The organism is Thermus sp. H19.2 (genome assembly GCF_054979525.1).
In genome coordinates, this window is record NZ_CM143429.1 from 1,946,078 (window position 1) to 1,963,193 (window position 17,116).

General features: G+C 68.5%; 16 protein-coding genes. 1 reads left to right on the forward strand and 15 read right to left on the reverse strand.

The window, feature by feature from the left end; all coding sequences use genetic code 11:
• Nucleotides 1-21 precede the first annotated feature (21 nt).
• Nucleotides 22-1,629: a GGDEF domain-containing protein gene (locus ACY5J6_RS10530; RefSeq protein WP_462845008.1), complete on the forward strand. Its 1,608-nt coding sequence runs from the start codon at nt 22-24 to the stop codon at nt 1,627-1,629.
• Between the two features lie 44 nt (nt 1,630-1,673).
• Here ACY5J6_RS10530 and ACY5J6_RS10535 read toward each other — a convergent pair whose 3' ends face one another.
• The 15 genes from ACY5J6_RS10535 to truB form a co-directional block, all read right to left on the reverse strand.
• A complete protein-coding gene (locus tag ACY5J6_RS10535) occupies nt 1,674-2,285 on the reverse strand; it encodes a helical membrane plugin domain-containing protein (RefSeq protein ID WP_462845010.1) in 612 nt (203 codons plus the stop codon).
• A gap of 9 nt (nt 2,286-2,294) precedes the next feature.
• Complete coding sequence (locus ACY5J6_RS10540) at nt 2,295-3,428, reverse strand: NAD(P)/FAD-dependent oxidoreductase (protein ID WP_462845012.1); 1,134 nt, start codon at nt 3,426-3,428, stop codon at nt 2,295-2,297.
• A gap of 83 nt (nt 3,429-3,511) precedes the next feature.
• Nucleotides 3,512-4,510 carry a hypothetical protein gene (locus ACY5J6_RS10545; RefSeq protein WP_462845013.1) on the reverse strand — a complete coding sequence of 333 codons (999 nt, stop codon included), beginning with the start codon at nt 4,508-4,510 and terminating at the stop codon, nt 3,512-3,514.
• The gene (locus ACY5J6_RS10550; RefSeq protein WP_462845015.1) at nt 4,494-5,009 is read right to left on the reverse strand and encodes a c-type cytochrome; all 516 of its coding nucleotides are present in this window, start codon (nt 5,007-5,009) and stop codon (nt 4,494-4,496) included. Before ACY5J6_RS10550 ends, ACY5J6_RS10545 begins: the two co-directional genes overlap by 17 nt.
• Nucleotides 5,002-5,520, reverse strand: coding sequence for a DUF3341 domain-containing protein (locus ACY5J6_RS10555; RefSeq protein WP_462845017.1), 519 nt, complete (start codon nt 5,518-5,520; stop codon nt 5,002-5,004). The genes ACY5J6_RS10550 and ACY5J6_RS10555 overlap by 8 nt, the downstream gene beginning before the upstream one ends.
• Before the next feature lie 9 nt (nt 5,521-5,529).
• A complete protein-coding gene (gene nrfD / locus ACY5J6_RS10560; protein ID WP_462845019.1) occupies nt 5,530-6,876 on the reverse strand; it encodes an NrfD/PsrC family molybdoenzyme membrane anchor subunit in 1,347 nt (448 codons plus the stop codon).
• The gene (locus tag ACY5J6_RS10565; RefSeq protein WP_462845021.1) at nt 6,869-9,502 is read right to left on the reverse strand and encodes a 4Fe-4S dicluster domain-containing protein; all 2,634 of its coding nucleotides are present in this window, start codon (nt 9,500-9,502) and stop codon (nt 6,869-6,871) included. The genes nrfD and ACY5J6_RS10565 overlap by 8 nt, the downstream gene beginning before the upstream one ends.
• Before the next feature lie 8 nt (nt 9,503-9,510).
• A complete protein-coding gene (locus tag ACY5J6_RS10570) occupies nt 9,511-10,146 on the reverse strand; it encodes a cytochrome c3 family protein (protein WP_462845023.1) in 636 nt (211 codons plus the stop codon).
• Nucleotides 10,147-10,426: 280 nt separating this feature from the next.
• The gene (locus ACY5J6_RS10575) at nt 10,427-11,542 is read right to left on the reverse strand and encodes an ABC transporter permease (protein ID WP_462845024.1); all 1,116 of its coding nucleotides are present in this window, start codon (nt 11,540-11,542) and stop codon (nt 10,427-10,429) included.
• 121 nt (nt 11,543-11,663) lie between these two features.
• On the reverse strand, nt 11,664-12,092 hold the full coding sequence (locus ACY5J6_RS10580; RefSeq protein ID WP_462845026.1) for a 3D domain-containing protein: 429 nt from the start codon (nt 12,090-12,092) through the stop codon (nt 11,664-11,666).
• A gap of 197 nt (nt 12,093-12,289) precedes the next feature.
• On the reverse strand, nt 12,290-13,087 hold the full coding sequence (locus ACY5J6_RS10585; RefSeq protein WP_462845028.1) for a hypothetical protein: 798 nt from the start codon (nt 13,085-13,087) through the stop codon (nt 12,290-12,292).
• Nucleotides 13,088-13,151: 64 nt separating this feature from the next.
• A complete protein-coding gene (locus ACY5J6_RS10590) occupies nt 13,152-14,717 on the reverse strand; it encodes a DAK2 domain-containing protein (RefSeq protein ID WP_462845030.1) in 1,566 nt (521 codons plus the stop codon).
• Nucleotides 14,710-15,051, reverse strand: coding sequence for an Asp23/Gls24 family envelope stress response protein (locus ACY5J6_RS10595; protein WP_462845031.1), 342 nt, complete (start codon nt 15,049-15,051; stop codon nt 14,710-14,712). The genes ACY5J6_RS10590 and ACY5J6_RS10595 overlap by 8 nt, the downstream gene beginning before the upstream one ends.
• A 1-nt stretch (nt 15,052) precedes the next feature.
• The gene (ald, locus tag ACY5J6_RS10600) at nt 15,053-16,162 is read right to left on the reverse strand and encodes an alanine dehydrogenase (protein WP_462845033.1); all 1,110 of its coding nucleotides are present in this window, start codon (nt 16,160-16,162) and stop codon (nt 15,053-15,055) included.
• A 1-nt stretch (nt 16,163) separates the two neighbouring features.
• Complete coding sequence (gene truB / locus ACY5J6_RS10605) at nt 16,164-17,102, reverse strand: tRNA pseudouridine(55) synthase TruB (RefSeq protein WP_462845034.1); 939 nt, start codon at nt 17,100-17,102, stop codon at nt 16,164-16,166.
• Nucleotides 17,103-17,116: the final 14 nt, after the last annotated feature.

Consider the following 17,116-nt stretch of genomic DNA (forward strand, 5'->3'; position numbering starts at 1 on the left):
CCCCTGGGCTAAACTGGGCTCGTGGCCTCCTATGGACTCGGGCTCCTCGTCCTTATCCTCCTCGCCCTATTTCCCCCCACCGCCCCCTGGAGCGAGCGCCTGGTCACGCCCCTGGTGGCCCTGGCGGCCGGGGCCTACGTGGCCCGGAAGAGGAGGCAAAGGGCCTTCGGGTTCGCCCTCCTCTTCCTCGGGCTGGGCGACCTCCTGTGGACCCTGGAGGACCTGGGGCGCCTCCGCCCAGGGCTTTACCTGGAGTTCCCCTACCTGCTGGGCTACGCCCTCCTCACCCTGGCCCTTCTCCGGCTCCCCGGCAAACCTCCCCGCCTCGCCCTGGCCCTCCTGCCCCTAGGGCTTCTGGGCCTCCTCACCGCCCTGAATCCCGCCCTCGGGGTAGACCGAATCTACAGCGCCTGGGACGCACTCCTTCTCCTTCTTCTTCTCCCCAGGCTGGAAAGGCTCTTTGAGCGCTTCCTCCCCGGGCGGGCCCTCCTCGGGGCCGGGCTCCTCCTCTTTCTGGTGGCGGACATGGCCTACGCCTTCCTGGAGGCGGGCCCGGGCTACCCTACGGGCCACCCCGTGCACCTCCTCTGGACCTTGGGCTACCTCCTCCTGGCCCTGGGGGTGGAGGCGGAGGACCAGGAGGAGCCCCCCTTCCCCTTCCTGGCCCTGACGCTGGGGGGGCTTTTCCTGATGCCCGCCCTCCTAACCCAGGAGCCCACCCCCTTGGGGGTGCGCCTTTTGGCCCTCTACGGGGGGCTTGTGGGGAGCCTGGGGCTCCTCTACGCCACCTTCCTGGGGTGGCGGCGCACGGCGGCCCACACGGAACGCTGGACCCGCTTCCTGGAAGCCCTGGCCCGGCTCTCCCCCCGGGTCACCCAAACCCTGAGCCCAGAGGGGGTTCTCCTCGGCGCCCTCGAGGCCGCCCAGGAGCTTTTCCCCGAGGCGGTGGGCCTGGAGCTCAGGGCCCGGCGGGGCCTGGTGGGGGAGCGCACCCCCCACGCCCTTCCCGTTCCCCTAAACGGGGACACCGCCTACCTTTACCTCCAAACCCCTCCTAAGGAAGAGGTGCCGGAAGGCTTCCTCTCCCTCCTGGGGGAGCGCCTGCGCCAGGTCCTGAGGCAGGCGGAGTGGGGCCTCCTGGCCCTCACCGACCCCCTCACCGGCCTTTTAAACCGCCGGGGCCTCGAGGCCGAACTCCCCAAGCTCCTCGCCCTCGCCCGGCGCTACCAGGCCCCGGTGAGCGTGGTCATGCTGGACATAGACCGCTTCAAGCGGGTGAACGACACCTACGGCCACCCCGTGGGGGACGAGGTGCTAAGGCGCCTGGGGCGCATCCTGGAGGCCAGCGTGCGCAAGGAGGACCTGGCGGTGCGGTATGGGGGGGAGGAGTTCCTCCTGATCCTCTTCGGGGCCGGGCGCGAGGCGGCCAAGGAGGTGGTGGAGCGCGTGCGAGAGCGCTTCCGCACCGAGCGGGTTCCCCCCGTCCCCCACCCCCTCACCCTCTCCGCCGGGATCGCCGGGGGGGAGGTGCCGGAAGGGAAGGAGGTCTTGGAAGAGTGGGTTCTTAAAGCCGACTACGCCCTTCTCCGGGCCAAGGAGGCGGGGCGGGACCGGGTGACCCTGGCCTAAAGCGCCCCGTTGCGGCTTCCGCCAGAGCGGGGGCCCCAACCGAGCTACTTCCTGGGCATCATCTTGGCCATAAGGGCCTCGAGGGCCTTCCGCTCCTCGTTCATGTGGCCGAAGGCCTTGCCCAGGACCTTCAGAAGGAGGAAAAGCACCCCCAGGGCCTTCTGCACCTCGGGGTCGGCAAGCTGCTTGAAGAGCCCGGCGAGGCCCACCCGGGGCGGGTCCTGCATCACCTCGGGGGTGAAGGTTTCCGAAAGGCCCTTCTGCAAGGCCCCCGCCATCATGCCCACGGCGGCGGGCTCAATGCGGGAAAGGATGTCCAAGAGGTTCGCCCCGTGGGAGACGAGCCTGAGGAGCTGGGGCTCCATGAGCATCCCCAAACCCTCCCCGAAGTTCTCCGAGAGGTGCCCCAGGAAGGCCAAGGCCCCGGACTTGTCCAGCTTCTCCAGGGTCTCCGCCAGCTTCTCCAGAGCCTCCGCCTGGTCCAGGAAGCGGGCGAGGAGGGAGACAAGCTGCAGGTTCTTGGGGTCCATGAGGAGGCCCAGGTTCTCGGCGAGGGTCTCCCCCACCCCCATCTGGGCCAGGAGGCCGAGGCCGCTTTTCTCCAGCACCTCTTCCAGGCGGGCGAGGCGCTCTTCCACGCTGAGGGCGGTTTCCATGCTCACCTCCTACTCAATGAGGGTGGCGAACCAGAAGCCCTCAAAGAGCATCTTGGTCACCCGCACCCACTTGCCCACGGCCATAACCCCGCAGGAGGGCATGCCCGTGCCCGCCAGCACCCGGTCAAAGGAGCACTGGGGCAGAAGGGCGTTGTCGCCGAAGTCCATGATGCACATGGCCACGGGGTTGAAGGGCTCGCCGATGTAGGCCCCCTTGAGGTCCGAGGCAATGACCCCGGCCACGTACTCCCCCTGGAAGTGGGCCACCACCCCGGCAGGGGGAAGCATGAGGGCGGGGTTCACCGTGTCCCCGATGACGAAAACGTTGGGGAACCTGGGGGAGCGGAAGGTCATACGGTCCACCTCGGGGAAGCCCTGGGGCCCGGCGAGGGGGCTTTCCCGCACCACCCGGTTGGGGGCGAAGGGAGGCACCAGGATGAGGAGGTCGTAGGCCAGTTCCCGGCCGTCCTTGGCCCTGACCTTCCCTCCCTCAAAGGCTGTGGGCTCAAACTCCCCGTGGAAGGCGATGCCCTTGGACTTTAGGATTTCCAAGACCTTCCCCGAGATCACCGGACCCATGCCCGCAAGGGGCGCCGGGTTCACGTGGAAGACCTCCACGGTGCTTTTTTCCCGGACGCCCTTCACCTTGAGGGCGAACTCCACCTGCCCCGCCACCTCGTAGGGGGCCGGGGGGCAGGGGTAGTAGGGGGAGGAGACCCCCACCACCACCCTCCCGCCCTTAAAGCCCTTCAGGGCCTCGCGGAGCTTCATGGCCCCCGCCAGGCTCCAGGGGGCGTGGCCGTCTTGGGCCGGGGAGGGCAGGGCCTCCGCCCCTAAAGAGACGATGAGGTAGTCGTAAGCGAGCTCCCCGGCGGTGGTCTTCACCCGGTTCCTCTCCGGGTCCAGGGCCTCCACCGTGGCCTGGAGGTACTGGATGCCCCGCTTCTCCAGGTTGGCCAAGGGGCGGCGGATCTCCTCGGGCTCCCGCATGCCGAAGGCCACCCAGGGGTAGGCGGGCATGAACTCGTGGTGGGTGTTCCGGTCCACCAGGGTGACCTCCACCCCCCTCCCCAGAAGCCGCTTCACCTTGTTGGCCGCCACCAGGCCGCCGGAGCCACCGCCCAAGACCAGAACCCTCGTCATCTTCCACCTCCCGGGTACGCGTACCGCGTACCCCTATCTCCAGGGTGAACCCGGAGGGCTTGTGAGGGTAGGTGCAAATGCCCCTACTCCCGCAAGCGGGAGGCGAAGAGGAGGCCGAGGCCCAAAAGCCCCAAGGCCTCCCCCACCCCAAACCCCCGCGCCAGGGCGGGGAGGAGGTACCAGGCCAGGTGCACCAGGCGGAAGAAGGCCACCCAAAGGGCGGCGGGCAGGAGGTAGCGGGCCTCCCGCTTGGGCAGGTTGGTGAGGAGGTAGAGGAAGGGGAGGAAGAACCCCCCCACCACCCAAAGGGCAGCCACCCCGTTCCAGGGTTCTTGGAGGCGCCTCAGGTAGAACTCCACCTCGTGGGGGAAGTCGGCTCCCCAGACGATGATGAGGGTGGTGGCCTCCAGGTAGATCCAGACGATGGAGAGGGCGAGGAGGAGGTTGGTGTGGTTCTGGGCCTGGCCCAGAAGGGCCGCCGTGCCCCGCCGCGCGGCCAAGGCCACGCCCACGGCCAGGGCCAGGATGGCGGCGGAGAGGAGGACGATGGCCCCGTAGGAGGCGGAGTAGAAGTGGGCCTCGAGGCTCATGAAGAGGTCAAAGGAGAGGAAGGTGCCCGCCACGAAGGCCAAGGGCAACCCCCAGGCCCCCACCTCGGCCCGGTGCTCCCCGGGTCTGAGCTTGAGGAGCACCCAGGAAAAGAGGGCGAAGAAGAGGACGTAGCGCAAGAGCATGAAGGGGGCGTTCAGGTAGGGGCTCCGGTGGGCCAGGATGGGGTCCAAGGGGGCCTCGGGTCTCGCCCAGGGAAAAAGCTCCGGCAGGAAGAAGAAGAAGGGGAGGCCCAACAGGCCCATCAGGGGCAAGAGGCGGGCCAGGGGGTAGAGGTAGGGCTCCAAGGGAAGGCCCCAGCGGCTCTTTAGGGCGTTGTGCAGGAGGAGGACGAGAAGGGCGCCTAAGGAGAGAAGGAGGAAGAAGGCGAAGGGGAAGTAGGCGGCCTGGACCCCGAAAAGAAAGGCCAGGGCGTAAAGGCCAAGGCCCAGAACCAGGGGCCAGGCGGGCCGCGCTTCAATAGACCTCTGCATTCACCACCTCCAAGGGACAGGCCTCCTCGAGGAGGCACCGCTTGATGTAGTGGGCGATGAGCCAGCGCTCCCGCTCGGGGATCCGGCTCCGGTAGGAGAGCATGCGGCCAAAACCGTTGGTGGCGGCGAAGTAGAAATAGCCCTCGGGCATGGCCTTCACCCCGGGGTCGTGGAAGGAGCGGGGCCTCGGCACCCCCAAGGGGATGACCCGGCCGTCCCCTTGGGCGTTCAGGCCGTGGCAGATGGCGCAGAAGCTCCGGTAGAGGGCCTTGCCCCGGAGGAGGTCCTCCTCCGTGAAGGCGAAGGGGTTCTCCGCGAAGCCCCCTTCGGGCTTGAGGCCCAGGCGCACCTCGGGGTTCAGGTTCTCTCCGAAGCGCACCCGCTCGGGGGAAACCTCCACCTTGAGGGGGGCTTCCCGAAAGGCCTTGACCTTGGGCTGGTCCCACATCCAGCCGCAGGCGGAGAGGAGGGGCAGGAGGAGAAGAAGGAGCCTAGTCACGCCGCACCTCCTCCACCTCCGCCCCCAGGCCCTCCAAGAGGGCCCGGGTGGCCTCGAGGTCAAACCGGGGGTCCGAGGCGTAGACGAAAACCCCGTACTCGTCCAGAAGGACCCGGGCGTAGGCCCTGGCCCGCACCGCCGGGTGGGCTGAAAGAGGCAGGCCGTTGACGTAGAGGAGGTAGAGGAAGATCCCCACGGTGATGGTGAGGATGGTGAGCTCAAAGGTCACGGGGATGTAGGCGGGCCAGCCCAAAAGGGTCTTTCCCCCGGCGTTGTGGGGGTAGTCCAGGGTGGTGTAGACCTGGAGGAAAAGCCCGAGGCCCGCCCCCAGCACCCCTAGGGCGAAGGCCACCCAGGGGATGCGCCCGTCCCCTCCCAAGACCTCCTCCACGCCCTCCACGGGGTTGGGGGTGAGGGCCTCGAGGTGGCGGTACCCCTTCTCCCGCAAAACCCGTAGCGCCATAAGGAGCTTTTCCGGCGCGTCGAAGTAGGCCATGAGTCCGTAGAGCATCCCGCCCTCCTAGTGCTTCCTCAGCTTGTGGAAGAGGTGCACCATCTCCGCCACGGCGATGGGAGGGAAGAGGCGGATGAAGGCCGCAAGGCCGAAGAGGAAGAAGCCCAGGGTACCCAGAAAGAGGGTCCAGTCCACCCAGGTGGGGAAGTAGAGGCGGAAGTTCCCCGGCAGGAAGTCGTGGGAGAGGCTGATGACCACGATCACGAAGCGCTCCAGCCACATCCCCACGTTGGCCAGGATGGAGAAGACGAAGAGCCACGCCAGATTCCTGCGGAACCTGGGGAACCAGAGGGTCTGGAGGAGGACCACGTTGATGAGCATCATGGCCCAGTAGTAGGGGGCGTAGGGCCCGGTCATGCGCCAAAGCTGCTGAGCCCACTCGGCGGGCTCGGCGGAGTACCAGGCGATGAAGATCTCCAGGAGGTAGATGTAGGCCACCCCGAGGCCGCTGGCCAGGGTCACCTTGGCCATCCAGTCCAGGTGGCGCTCGGTGATGACCCCCTCCAGGCGGTACCACTTCCTCAAGGGGATGATGAGGGTGAGGGCCATGGCGAAGCCCGAGTAGATGGCCCCCGAGGCGAAGAAGGGCGGGAAGACGGTGAGGTGCCAGCCCGGCACCACCCCGTAGGCGAAGTCCATGCTCACCACGGAGTGCACGGAGATGACCACCGGGGTGGCGAGGCCCGCGAGGAGCACGTAGACCGCCCGGTAGCGCTGCCAGTGCACCGCGTTTCCCGTCCAGCCCAGGGAAAGCCACCCGTAAAGCTTTCTCCGCCAGCCCCGGCTCCTTTCCCTGAGGAGGGCCAGGTCGGGGATGAGGCCCAGGTAGAGGAAGAGGGTGGAGATGGTGAGGTAGGTCATGATGGCCAGCACGTCCCAGGAGAGGGGGCTTTTGTACTGGGGCCAAAGGGCCACGTGGGTGGGGTAGGGCATGACCCAGTAGAAGTGCTGGGGCCGGCCCATGTGGATCAGGGGGTAGGTGGCGGCGCAGAGCACGGCGAAGAGGGTCATGGCTTCCGTGACCCGGTTTAGGGAGTCCCGCCAGTTCTGGCGCATGAGGACCAGGATGGCGCTGATGAGGGTCCCGGCGTGGCCGATGCCGATCCACCAGACGAAGTGGACGATGTCAAACCCCCAGAGGACGGGCTGGTTGATCCCCCAGGTGCCAAGGCCCTTCACAAAGGTGACGAAGATGGCGTAAAGCCAGGCCAGGGTGAGGGCGAAGCCCACCGCCACCACCACCTTCCAAGGCCTGGGCGGGGGCTTCTCCACGGGCTCCAGGAGCTTTTCCACCAGGGTCCTTTCCGTCCACTCCCCCTGGATCAGGTCGTGGTCGGGATGCCTTTCAGCCATGGGCCTCCTCCTTCTTTAGGCGGGGGTTGGGGTTTTTCAGGTGGGCCAGGTACGTGGTGCGGGGCCAGGTGTTGGCCTCCTCCAAGAGGGCGTAGTGCCGCCCCTCCTTCCGGTGGGCCTGGATGGGGTCCTCCGGGTCCAGGAGGTCCCCGAAGTGGATGGCCTTCCCGGGGCAGACCTCCTGGCAGGCGGTCTGGATCTCCCCGGTGCGGATCCCCCGTCCCTCCTTGGCGGCCTCGGCGCGGGCGAGCTCAATGCGCTGCACGCAGTAGGTGCACTTCTCCATGACCCCGCGGCTTCGGACCGTCACCTCGGGGTTCATGAGGAGGGCGAGGGGGCTCTCCTTGGCCCGCCTCGGGTCCCCTTGGCCGAGGAAGGCCTCGGCGTAGGGAAAGAAGTTGAAGCGCCGCGCCTTGTAGGGGCAGTTGGCGGAGCAGTACTTGGTGCCCACGCAGCGGTTGTAGACCATGAGGTTGAGCCCCTCGTCGGAGTGCTCCGTGGCCGCCACGGGGCAGACCGCCTCGCAGGGGGCCTTCTCGCAGTGCTGGCACATCACGGGCTGGTGGAGGACGCCCTCCTCGGCGAAGTAGCGGTCCACGCGGATCCAGTGCATCTCCCGGCCCCTCTGCACCTCCTCCTTGCCCACCACGGGGATGTTGTTTTCCACCTGGCAGGCCAGGGTGCACAGGCCGCACCCCAGGCACCGGGCGAGGTCCACGCTCATGGCCCAGGCGTGCTCCCCCTGGGGCCAGGGGGGGTAGAAGGAGAGGCGCTTCTCCTCCTTGGGCTCCGCCTTCAGGGCCTCGGCCTCGGTGAGGACCTTCACCGCCTCCACCTCCCCCAGGTAGCCGTGGTACTGGGTGGAGACCAAAGGGTAGTCCCGGCCCGTGGGGGCCACCTCCGCCGCAAAGACCACCCCCTCCGGGTGGAAGAAGTGGGAAAGGGGCGCGGTGAGGCTTCCCGGGGGGAGGAGGGGCAAAGGCCAGAGGGGAAGGAGGGCCTCCCTTCCCGAGGCCCGCACCCGGAGGAGGGGCCTTCTGGGGTCGGCGCGCCGCTCCCGGGCGCGGATCCCCTCCAAAAGCCCGAGCTTCTCGGCCTCCTTCTCCCCGGCGAGGATGGCTCCGTCCCAGACCAGCCGGGAGAGGGGCCGGGGAAGTTCTTGGAGGTAGGGGTTTTGCCGGTAGCGGCCATCAAAGAGGCTCGCGTCCGGGCGGAGGGTGAGCTCCAGGGGGGCCTCCCGCCTAAGGGGGGGAAGACGGCCCTCCAGGCCGGGCAGGGCCTCCAGGGCCAAGGGCTCGGCCTCCGCCAAGGGACGGCCCTCGGCCAGGGCCCGCTTCTCCTCCGGGGCGAGGGCGGGAAGCTCCTCTCCCAGAAGACCCGCCAGGACCTCCTCCAGGCCCTTCCCCCCGTAGAGGGGCTGGACCAAGGCCTGGGCGGTCCAGAGGCGGCCACGGGCGTCCCGGTGCTGGCCCCCGGCCTCCAGGGGGTGGGCCAGGGGAAGGCTAAAGGGGGCCTCCTTGGGGTAGTGGGAGAGGACCGCGGCCAAGGCCTTGCCTTGGAGGTTCGGCAGGGGGCCCTCCGCCGCCCATACCAGGCGGGAAGCCCCTTCCGCCTCGAGGAAGGCCCGCGGGGTGGCGGGCTCCGCCTCCAGGGGAGGGACGTAGGCCACGGGGGCCTTCAGCCTCGCGTTCACCGCCATGGCCAGGGCCTGGGCCCCAGGGGATAGGTGGACGCCGGGGAGGAGGAGCCCTCCCCGCTCAAGGTCCTCCACGAGGGCGGGAAGGAAGCCCCCGTAGTCCGAGGCGGGGCTTCCGGGGAGGACCCCCAGGGCCTTGGCCAGGTCCAGGAGGAAGCCCTCCAGGGCGCTCGGCTTCAGGGCCAGGCGGTGGTCGGCCATGGCCCCAAGAAGCCCCGCCCCGCTTTCCACGGCGTAGATCCGGTTCATGGGGGGAAGGCGCCTTCCGCTTAAGGCGGCCCACCACCCGTAGCCCGCCGGGTGCTCGTGGAGGTCCACGTCCAGGAGGAGGACGGTTTCCGCCTTCTCGGGGGCGTACACGGGCCAGGCCCGCCGGCCGAAGAGGAGCTCCGCCCCCCCGTAGACGTTCTCCAGGCTCCAGGCCTCAAAGCGGGCCACCCGCAGGCTGGGGTAGCGGGCCTGGGCCCTCTGGAGGAGGGCCTCGAGCCTAGGCGAGGTGGTGCGGGGAAGGACAAGGAGGGTCTCCCCCTCCCCCAAGGCCCTCCTCCAGGCGGCGAAGAAGCCTTCCCAGTCCGGGGCTTTGCCCTTGCGGGCGGGGTCATAGAGGCTGTAGAGGCCGGCTAAGGGGTAGGGGCCCATGGCCTCCTCCAGGGGGGCCAGGAAGAGGGGGCGCTCCTGGTAGACCTTCACCCGCACCGCTTCGGCGATGCCCGCGTGGGGAAAGGCGGTGACGAACTCCGCCTTCCCCCCTTCCACCACCCACTCCGGCTGGCGCACGTAGGGGATCCCCTTCCGCCGCACCACGGGGGTGCAGGCGGCCAGCGACATCAGCCCCAAGGCCAGGAAGCCCCTCCGGCTCACCGCCCCGAAGGGAAACTCCTCTCGGAAGAACTCCTTTTCCAAAGCGTCTTCGTACCCGCGTCCCTGCATGCTCCCTCCTAGCGGTGGCAGGTGTTGCAGCTGGTGAGGGCCTCGGGAGGGCGCACCTGGTAGACCTCCTTCAGCTTCCTCCCGAGCTCCGGGTCGGGCCGGTAGGCCATGTTGAAGACCTGCTCCCGGGGCCTCAGGTGGGCCTCGGGGTTCCGGTGGCAGGAGAGGCAGAACTTCATGGTGAAGGCCTGGGGCTGGTAGACCACGTTCATCTGGTCCACCCGGCCGTGGCACTCGGCGCACCCCACCCCCTTGGCCACGTGGGGGGCGTGCTGGAAGTAGACGAAGTCCGGGAGGTTCACCACCCGGTTCCAGGGGATGGGTTCCCCCGTTTCCCAGCTCCTGCGCACCAGGGCCAGGTTGGGGCTATCCGGCTTCACGAAGGTGTGGCAGGTCATGCAGGTCTCCGTGGGGGGAAGCCCGGCGTAGGCCGCGTGCTCCACGGAGGGGTGGCAGTAGCGGCAGGAAAGCCCCAGGCCCCCGGCGTGGAAGGCGTGGCTGAAGGGCACGGGCTGCTCCACCGGCAGGGTGCGCTGCTCAAAAGCCCCCACCGCCACCCCGGAGAAGACCACCACCAGCAGGGCGAACACCCCCAGCACCGAACCCCAAAAGAGGGTTTTGACCCAACGGTTTCTTCGCCGCATGCCGCCTCCGGTCTTAAGGGGCAAGGCTACGGGACCGCGCCCGGTGGGTCAATCAAGGGGTTGCACGGATTCCATAAGCAAACCGGTGGTCCCCGCCTCTACCCTTTAGCAAAGTCGTTGCATAGGTACCCTACCGTAAAGGGGTAGGGACAAATGTCCCACCCCCCTTTGGAGAAGGTCCCTGCGCCTAAATGCCCGCTTCGCCACGTGGGCGCCCGAACCCGGGCTAGGAGAAGGCTCTTTTGGGGCCCCCACCGCGGCTTTCGCCGCGGTGGGGTACTTAACGGAGGACCACCCCGGGCTGGACCCTCAGGGCCCGGAATAGGGGCAGGAGGGCGGAAAGGAAGGTGGCGAGAAGGCTCGCGCCGCTTACCTGCAAGAAGTCCCCTACCCGCATCTCCACGGGGAGATGGGTGAGGAAGTACAGCTCCCCCGGCAGGCCCACCGGGCGCCAGGAAAGGTAGAGGCAAAGGAGGTAGCCCAAGAGGTTCCCCAGGGCCACCCCTCCCAGGCCCAAAAGCGCCCCTTCCCAGGCGAAGACCATCCCCACGGTGAGCCTCGAGGCCCCCATGGCCCGGAGAAGGGCGATCTCGGGAACCTTTTCCACCACCTTGAGGACCAAGAGGTTGGCCACCCCCAAGGCGGCCACGGCCACGATGAGGAAAATCAGGACCCCCAGAACCCGCTTCTGCAGGTAAAGCTGCTCCAGAAGGGTGCGTTGGGTGTCCTGCCAGGCCTGGGGGAAGAAGCGGGTGCCCGCCAGGGCCTGGCCCACCTCCCTGGCCCGCCAGGGGTCCTCGAGGCGCACCTGGTAGCCCTGGGCCTTGGTCCCGGAGAGGCCTTCCACCGTGGCCAGGTCCACAAAAGCGTACCCCGAATCCAGGAGGTAGTTTCCCGTGCGAAAAGAGCCCAGCACCTTGAGGCGCACCCTTTCCTGGGTGGCCGAGAGGGCGGTGAGGGACTCCCCGGGGTAGACCCCCAGGCTCTGCGCCAGGGCCGCCCCCAGGTAGATGCCCCCCGGCTCCAGCCTCAGGCCGAGGTCCGGGTAGAGGGACTCCCCCCCCTCCCCCAGGCCCACCAGGGTGGCGAAGTCCACCCCCGGCCCCCGGGCCCCCTCGGCCGGACGCACCAGAAGGGCCTTGGTGGCGGCGAAGGGGGCGCTGGCCTCTACTTCGGGATGGGGAGGCAAAGGGGGAAGCCCCTCCCCCAGGCGAAAGAGGACCAGGTGAGGGTAGGCCTTCAAGGTGGCCCGCACCAGGCCGCTGGTGAAGCCGTTGGCCAAGGAGAGGGCCGCCAGGAGCACCGCCACCCCTACCCCCACCCCTCCCAGGGCCAGGGCGGTCTGCAGGGGGCGGCGCCTCAGGTGGGCCAGGGCCAGAAAGAGGGCAAACCGCACGCCCTTTAGGATACGGGGTCTAAGTGCCCGCACTTTGGTTTCGCGACATGGGATGCCCGAAACGGGTTTAGAAGAGGGCTTTTTTGGGGCCCCCGCCGCGGCGAAAGCCGCGGTGGGGTACTTAACGCCCGGGGTACTCCACCACCTCCAGCCGCACCAGGCGGCGGCCGAAGCGCAAGGCGGTGGCCCGGTCCGGAAGCCACACGTCCACCTTCTCCCGCATCCTGGGGTGCATCACGTCGGCCACCACGAAAACGCGTCCCGCAAAGAGATAGTCAAACTGCCCCCGGCCCCGGCCGTAGACCGAGCCTAGGTCCACTAGGCGCACCTTGGTCCCGTAGGGGAGCACCTTCAGGAGGTCCGGGCTCACCGCCAGAATCCCCAGGCGGGTGCGCATCCCCGTGGCGGTGACGAAAGGGGTGCTGTCGGTCTCCCGCACGCTGGAGGTGTAGGCCGTGGCCTGCAAGATTAGGACCTTCTTGTCACCCGTCTTTGCGAAGGCCCCCGCAACGGCGAGGGCGAAGAGAAGAGGCCAAAGCCAAACCCGCATAGCGAACCCGAGTATGCCCGGGAGTACGGGAGGAACCTTAGAACCATGAGGCCCCCTCCTCATGGGAAGGGGGCCACGCTATTTTAGATTCACTCTGATGGCTCAAGAACCCCGCCCCAAAGGGACCTTCTTTAGGGGGATTGGATGAGAAAACTGATAATGTCCTTTAGCTTTCCCTCATTCTGCGCAAAGGCGGCCTAGGGGCAGGACGCACCGGAAAGCTCCAGGGCGTACCGGCCGCTTCCCGCCTCGTCAAAGCCTGCCCGGGCGAGGCCCCGGTCCCGGACCACGAGGAGGGTGGCCGGGGAAACGGGGGCGCAGTTTTGCACGGCGTCCAGGGCCCTCGGGTAGGGGTCATTCGGGCCGTTGTAGAGGAGGGCCACCAGGTCCAAAGGCCCGGCGTAGGTTAAGCGCAGGAAGCCGGTGGCCGAGCGCACATTGTAGCGGTCAAACTCCCCAATGAACTCAATGGCCCCCTCGAGGCTCCCCGAGGTGAAGGCCTCCTCCTGGCCACGGGGGTTGGGGGTAAAGGGCGTGGCGTCAAGCCCCACCCGGTCCTCCGCCAGGGCGTAGTTTTCCACCCGCAGGTAAAACGCCTGGCCCGCCTGGCCCTTGAGGTTCAGGCGCACCCCGGGGTCGGAGGTGATCCCCTGGGGCCTGAGGGCGAGGGGGGCCACCTCGGGGTAGGCCCCGAACCAGTTCCGGGCCACGCTCACCGCCTGGACCACCCCCCGCTCGTCCAGGAGGACCAGGCGGAGCCGGGCGCTGAGCTGAAGCTCTGCGGAAACCGCCGCCACCCGCACCGCCCCGTCCCGGTCCAGAAGGATGCGGTAGACCCTCACCCCAGGGCGCAGGCTTCCCCCCGGCCCTTCCTGGGCCGGGGGCAGGAGGGCCACCCGGCTACCCCCCACCGGGAGGTCGCCCTCCACGGGCGGGTTGCCCGAAAGGTTGCACGCCGCGAGGAGGAGCGCCAATAGGCCCAGGATCCGCCACATACCAACCCCCTTTCCCCAAAGGATAACCCAAGGAGGGGGAAGGGAAGTTTGGGGTTTTCTTTAGCTACTCCAGCACCCCCAGATAGGCGTAGAGGTCGGGCCCGCCGGGGAGGATTTCCACCGCCAGCTCGGGGAACCTTTCCGCCACCTCCTGCGCTTTCTCCTTGGGCGTGTTGGGCCCCAGGAAGAGGGTGAGGACCTCCTTCCCCTCCTTGGCCAGGCGGAGGAGGCCCTCCAGGACCTCTTCCGGGGTCTTGCCCACCAGGACGAGCCTTCCGTCCAAAAGGCCGATGGGCTTGTCCTTCAGGACCTTGAGGCCGTCCACCTCGGCGTCGCGGCTGGCCCAGGTGACCTCGAGGGTCGCCGCCCCCTGCATGGCCTTTTCCATCTCGGGAAGGAGCTCCTCGGGAAGGCTTTCCGGGTGGTAGCGCACCGCCGCCGCCAGGCCCTGGCCCAGGGTGCGGCTTTTGAGCACGAAGACCTCCTTCCCCTCCTCCTTGGCCAAAGCCGCCGCCCGCTCCGCCGCCAGGAAGACGTTGGGGTTGTTGGGCAGGAGGATCACCTTGGGGTTGGGCAGGCTTCTAATGGCGGAAAGCAGGTCCTCCACGCTGGGGTTTTGCGTCTTTTCTCCGCCCACCACCCGGGCCCCCAGGCTACGGAAGACCCGGGCCACCCCGTGCCCCAGGGCCACCGCCACCAAGCCCGTGGGAGGAGGGGCCTCGTCCAGGAGGCCCGCCATGGCCAGGATCTCCGTGTGCTGCTCGGCCATGTCCTCCACCTTGGTGCGCACCATGCGCCCGAAACGGGCCACGGTGGAAAGAAGGCCGTCGGGATCGTTGGTATGGATGTGCCCCTTCACGTACCCCTCAGCCCCCACCACCAGAAGGGAGTCCCCAAAGGGGGCCACGGCCTCGCGGATGCGCTCTATGGGCACCTCCACCCCCTCCATGAGGAACTCCGTGCAGTAGCCGAAGGCCTCCGTGGCGAAGGCGGTCTGGGCGTAGCGCTCCACCTTGGGGGGCTCGGGCAGGGGAAGCCCCAGGGCGTAGCCCCGCAGACCCTCCAGAAAGCGCACGTACCCCGCCCCGCCGGCGTCCACCACCCCCGCCTGTTTGAGGACCGGAAGCAGCTCGGGGGTCTTCTCCAGGGCCTGGCGGGCGGCCTCGAGGGCGCTCTCCAAAACCGCCTCCAGGGTTTCCCCCTTGGCCCCCTCCCCGGCCGCCCGGGCCACGGTGAGGATGGTCCCCTCCACGGGGCGCATCACCGCCCGGTAGCCCGTCTCCGCCCCCTGGCGCAGGGCCTCGGCCAGGGCCTGGGCGTCCAGGGCCTCCCTTCCCCGGACGGCCTCGCTGAAACCCTTGAGGATCTGGGAGAGGATGACCCCGCTGTTCCCCCGGGCCCCGAGGAGGCTCCCGTAGGCGATGGCCCGGGCCACCTCGGGCATCCGGGAGGTGTCGGCGAGGTCCAGCTCGCGCCTTGCGGACTGGAGGGTAAGGTGCATGTTGGTGCCCGTGTCCCCATCGGGCACGGGGTAGACGTTGAGGGCGTTGAGCTCCTCCACGTAGACGGCGAACCAGTCCGTGGCGTAGCGGAAGGCCTCCGCCAAGGCCTCGGGCTCCCAGCTAGCCACGCCCCACCCCCACCACGTGGACCCGCACCTGGGAAAGCTCCACGCCCGCAAGCTTCTGGGCGGCGAACCCCACCCGCTCCGCCAGAGACTCCACCACCGTGGGGATGCGGACCCCCGGGGCCACCACCACGTAAAAGTCCGCCTGGTACTTCCCCGGGGCCTGGGGATCGGGGCGGACCAGGACCCCTTCGCTGGCCTCCTGCCGCCCCAGGATCCGCACCACCTGGTCCTTGAGCCCAGCGGGGGCCATCCCCACCACCCCGGGAACCTCGTGGGCCGCCAGGGCCAGGAGGGAGGCCAAAGCGCTCTCGGTAAGGGTGATCCGGCCTGGCATCCTACCTCCTCAGGGCCTCCTCCGGAGGCGTGTAGGGTAGGCCGAAGGCCTCGGCCACCCCGGGGTGGGTGAGGAGGCCCTTGTGGGTGTTGAGCCCCTTGCGCAAGGCCTCATCCTCCAGGAGGGCATCCAGCCCCTTCTCGGCAAGCTTCAGCACGTAGGGCAGGGTCTGGTTGGTGAGGGCGAAGGTGCTGGTCCTGGGCACCGCTCCCGGCATGTTGGCCACCCCGTAGTGCACCACCCCCTCCACCACGTAGGTGGGCTCGGCGTGGGTGGTGGGGCGAATGGTCTCCACGCACCCCCCCTGGTCCACGGCCACGTCCACGATCACCGAGCCCTCCTTCATCAAGGGGAGCATGTCCCGGGTGACCAGCTTGGGCGCCTTGGCCCCAGGCACCAGAACGGCCCCAATCAAAAGGTCGGCGTGCTGGATGCTCTTCTTGATGTTGGCCTCCGTGGCGGTGAGGGTCACCACCCGCCCGCCGAAGACGTCGTCCAGGTACTGGAGGCGCTTGTGGTTCACGTCCAGAATGGTCACCTGGGCCCCCATCCCCAGGGCGATCTTGGCGGCGTTGGTGCCCACGGTTCCACCTCCCAGGATCACCACGCTGGCCGGGGCCACCCCCGGCACTCCCCCGAGGAGCACCCCCCGGCCCCCCTTGGGCTTCTCCAGGAACTGGGCCCCCACCTGGGGCGCCATGCGCCCCGCCACCTCGCTCATGGGGACCAGAAGGGGTAAGGAGCCGTCGGGAAGCTGCACCGTCTCGTAGGCGATGCCCGTGACCCCGCTCTTGAGCATGGCCTCGGTGAGGGTGCGGTCGGCGGCCAGGTGCAGGTAGGTGAAGAGGACGAGGCCCTCCCGCAGGAAGGGGTACTCCTCGGGCAGAGGCTCCTTCACCTTCACCACCATCTCCGCCCCCCAGGCCTCCTCTCGGCTCACCAGGAGGGCTCCTGCCCGTTCGTACTCGGCGTCGGTGAGGCCCGAGCCTAGCCCCGCTCCCCGCTCCACCAAAACGGTGTGCCCCCGCCTTACCAGGCTTTCCGCCCCCCCGGGGGTAAGGGCCACGCGGTTTTCCAGGGTCTTGATCTCCTTGGGTACGCCCACCACCATGCTAGACCTCCTTCACGAAAACCCGCTTGATCTTGAGCTTGAAGCCATCCCCCTCGGCGATGGCCAGAAGCCGCCTGCGGGAGTCTACCAGGGTCACGTAGCCCAGGGCAGGGATGGGCAGGGGAATGCCCTCCAGAACCCGCCGGGCCTCGGTATGGGAAAGCTCCACCACGGGGAAGGGAAGGGCGTCCACCTCGGGGATGGCCTTCTCGGGGCTAAGCTCCCCAAGCCCCACCGCCCGCTCCAAGCCGATCTTGCCGATGCGGGTGCGCACCAGACCGGAGAGAAAGGCCTTGGTCTTCAGCCTTTCCCCCAGGTCACGGGCGAAGGCCCGCACATAGGTGCCGGGCCCCACCACGAGCCGCACCACGGCGGTGGGGTAAGGCCCTAAGGGCTTGGGGAGTTCCACCCTCCGCCCCCCCTTCTCGGCCAAACGCCACCCCTTGGCCGAGGGGGCCAGGGGATGGGGAGTGGGCTCGGGGTCCAGGGCGAGAAGCTCCACCTCCAGGTACCTCACCGGCCTCGGCCCAAGCTCCAGGGGCTTCCCCTCCCGGGCCGCCTCGTAGGCCCGCTTCCCCCCCACCTTGATGGCCGAGTACAGGGGGGGCACCTGTTCCTTGACCCCAAGGAAGAAGGCCAGGGCCGCCTCCAGCTCCCGGCGGTCAAAACGCACCGGGGCCTCCTCGCTGATGGGGCCCTCGGCGTCCAGGGTAGGGGTGGTGGCCCCGAAGGAGACCCAGGCGATGTACTCCTTGTCCTCCGCCGAAAGGAAGGGGACCAGCTTGGTGGTCTCCTCGGAGACCAAAAGGAGGAGCCCGGTGGCCAAGGGGTCCAGGGTGCCCGTGTGCCCCACCCGGCGGGTAGAGAGGCGCTTCCTCGCCTCTTCCACCACGTCGTGCGAGGTGAGGTGGAGGGGCTTGTCCACCGCAAAGAGGGCCATGCCTATGGGATTGT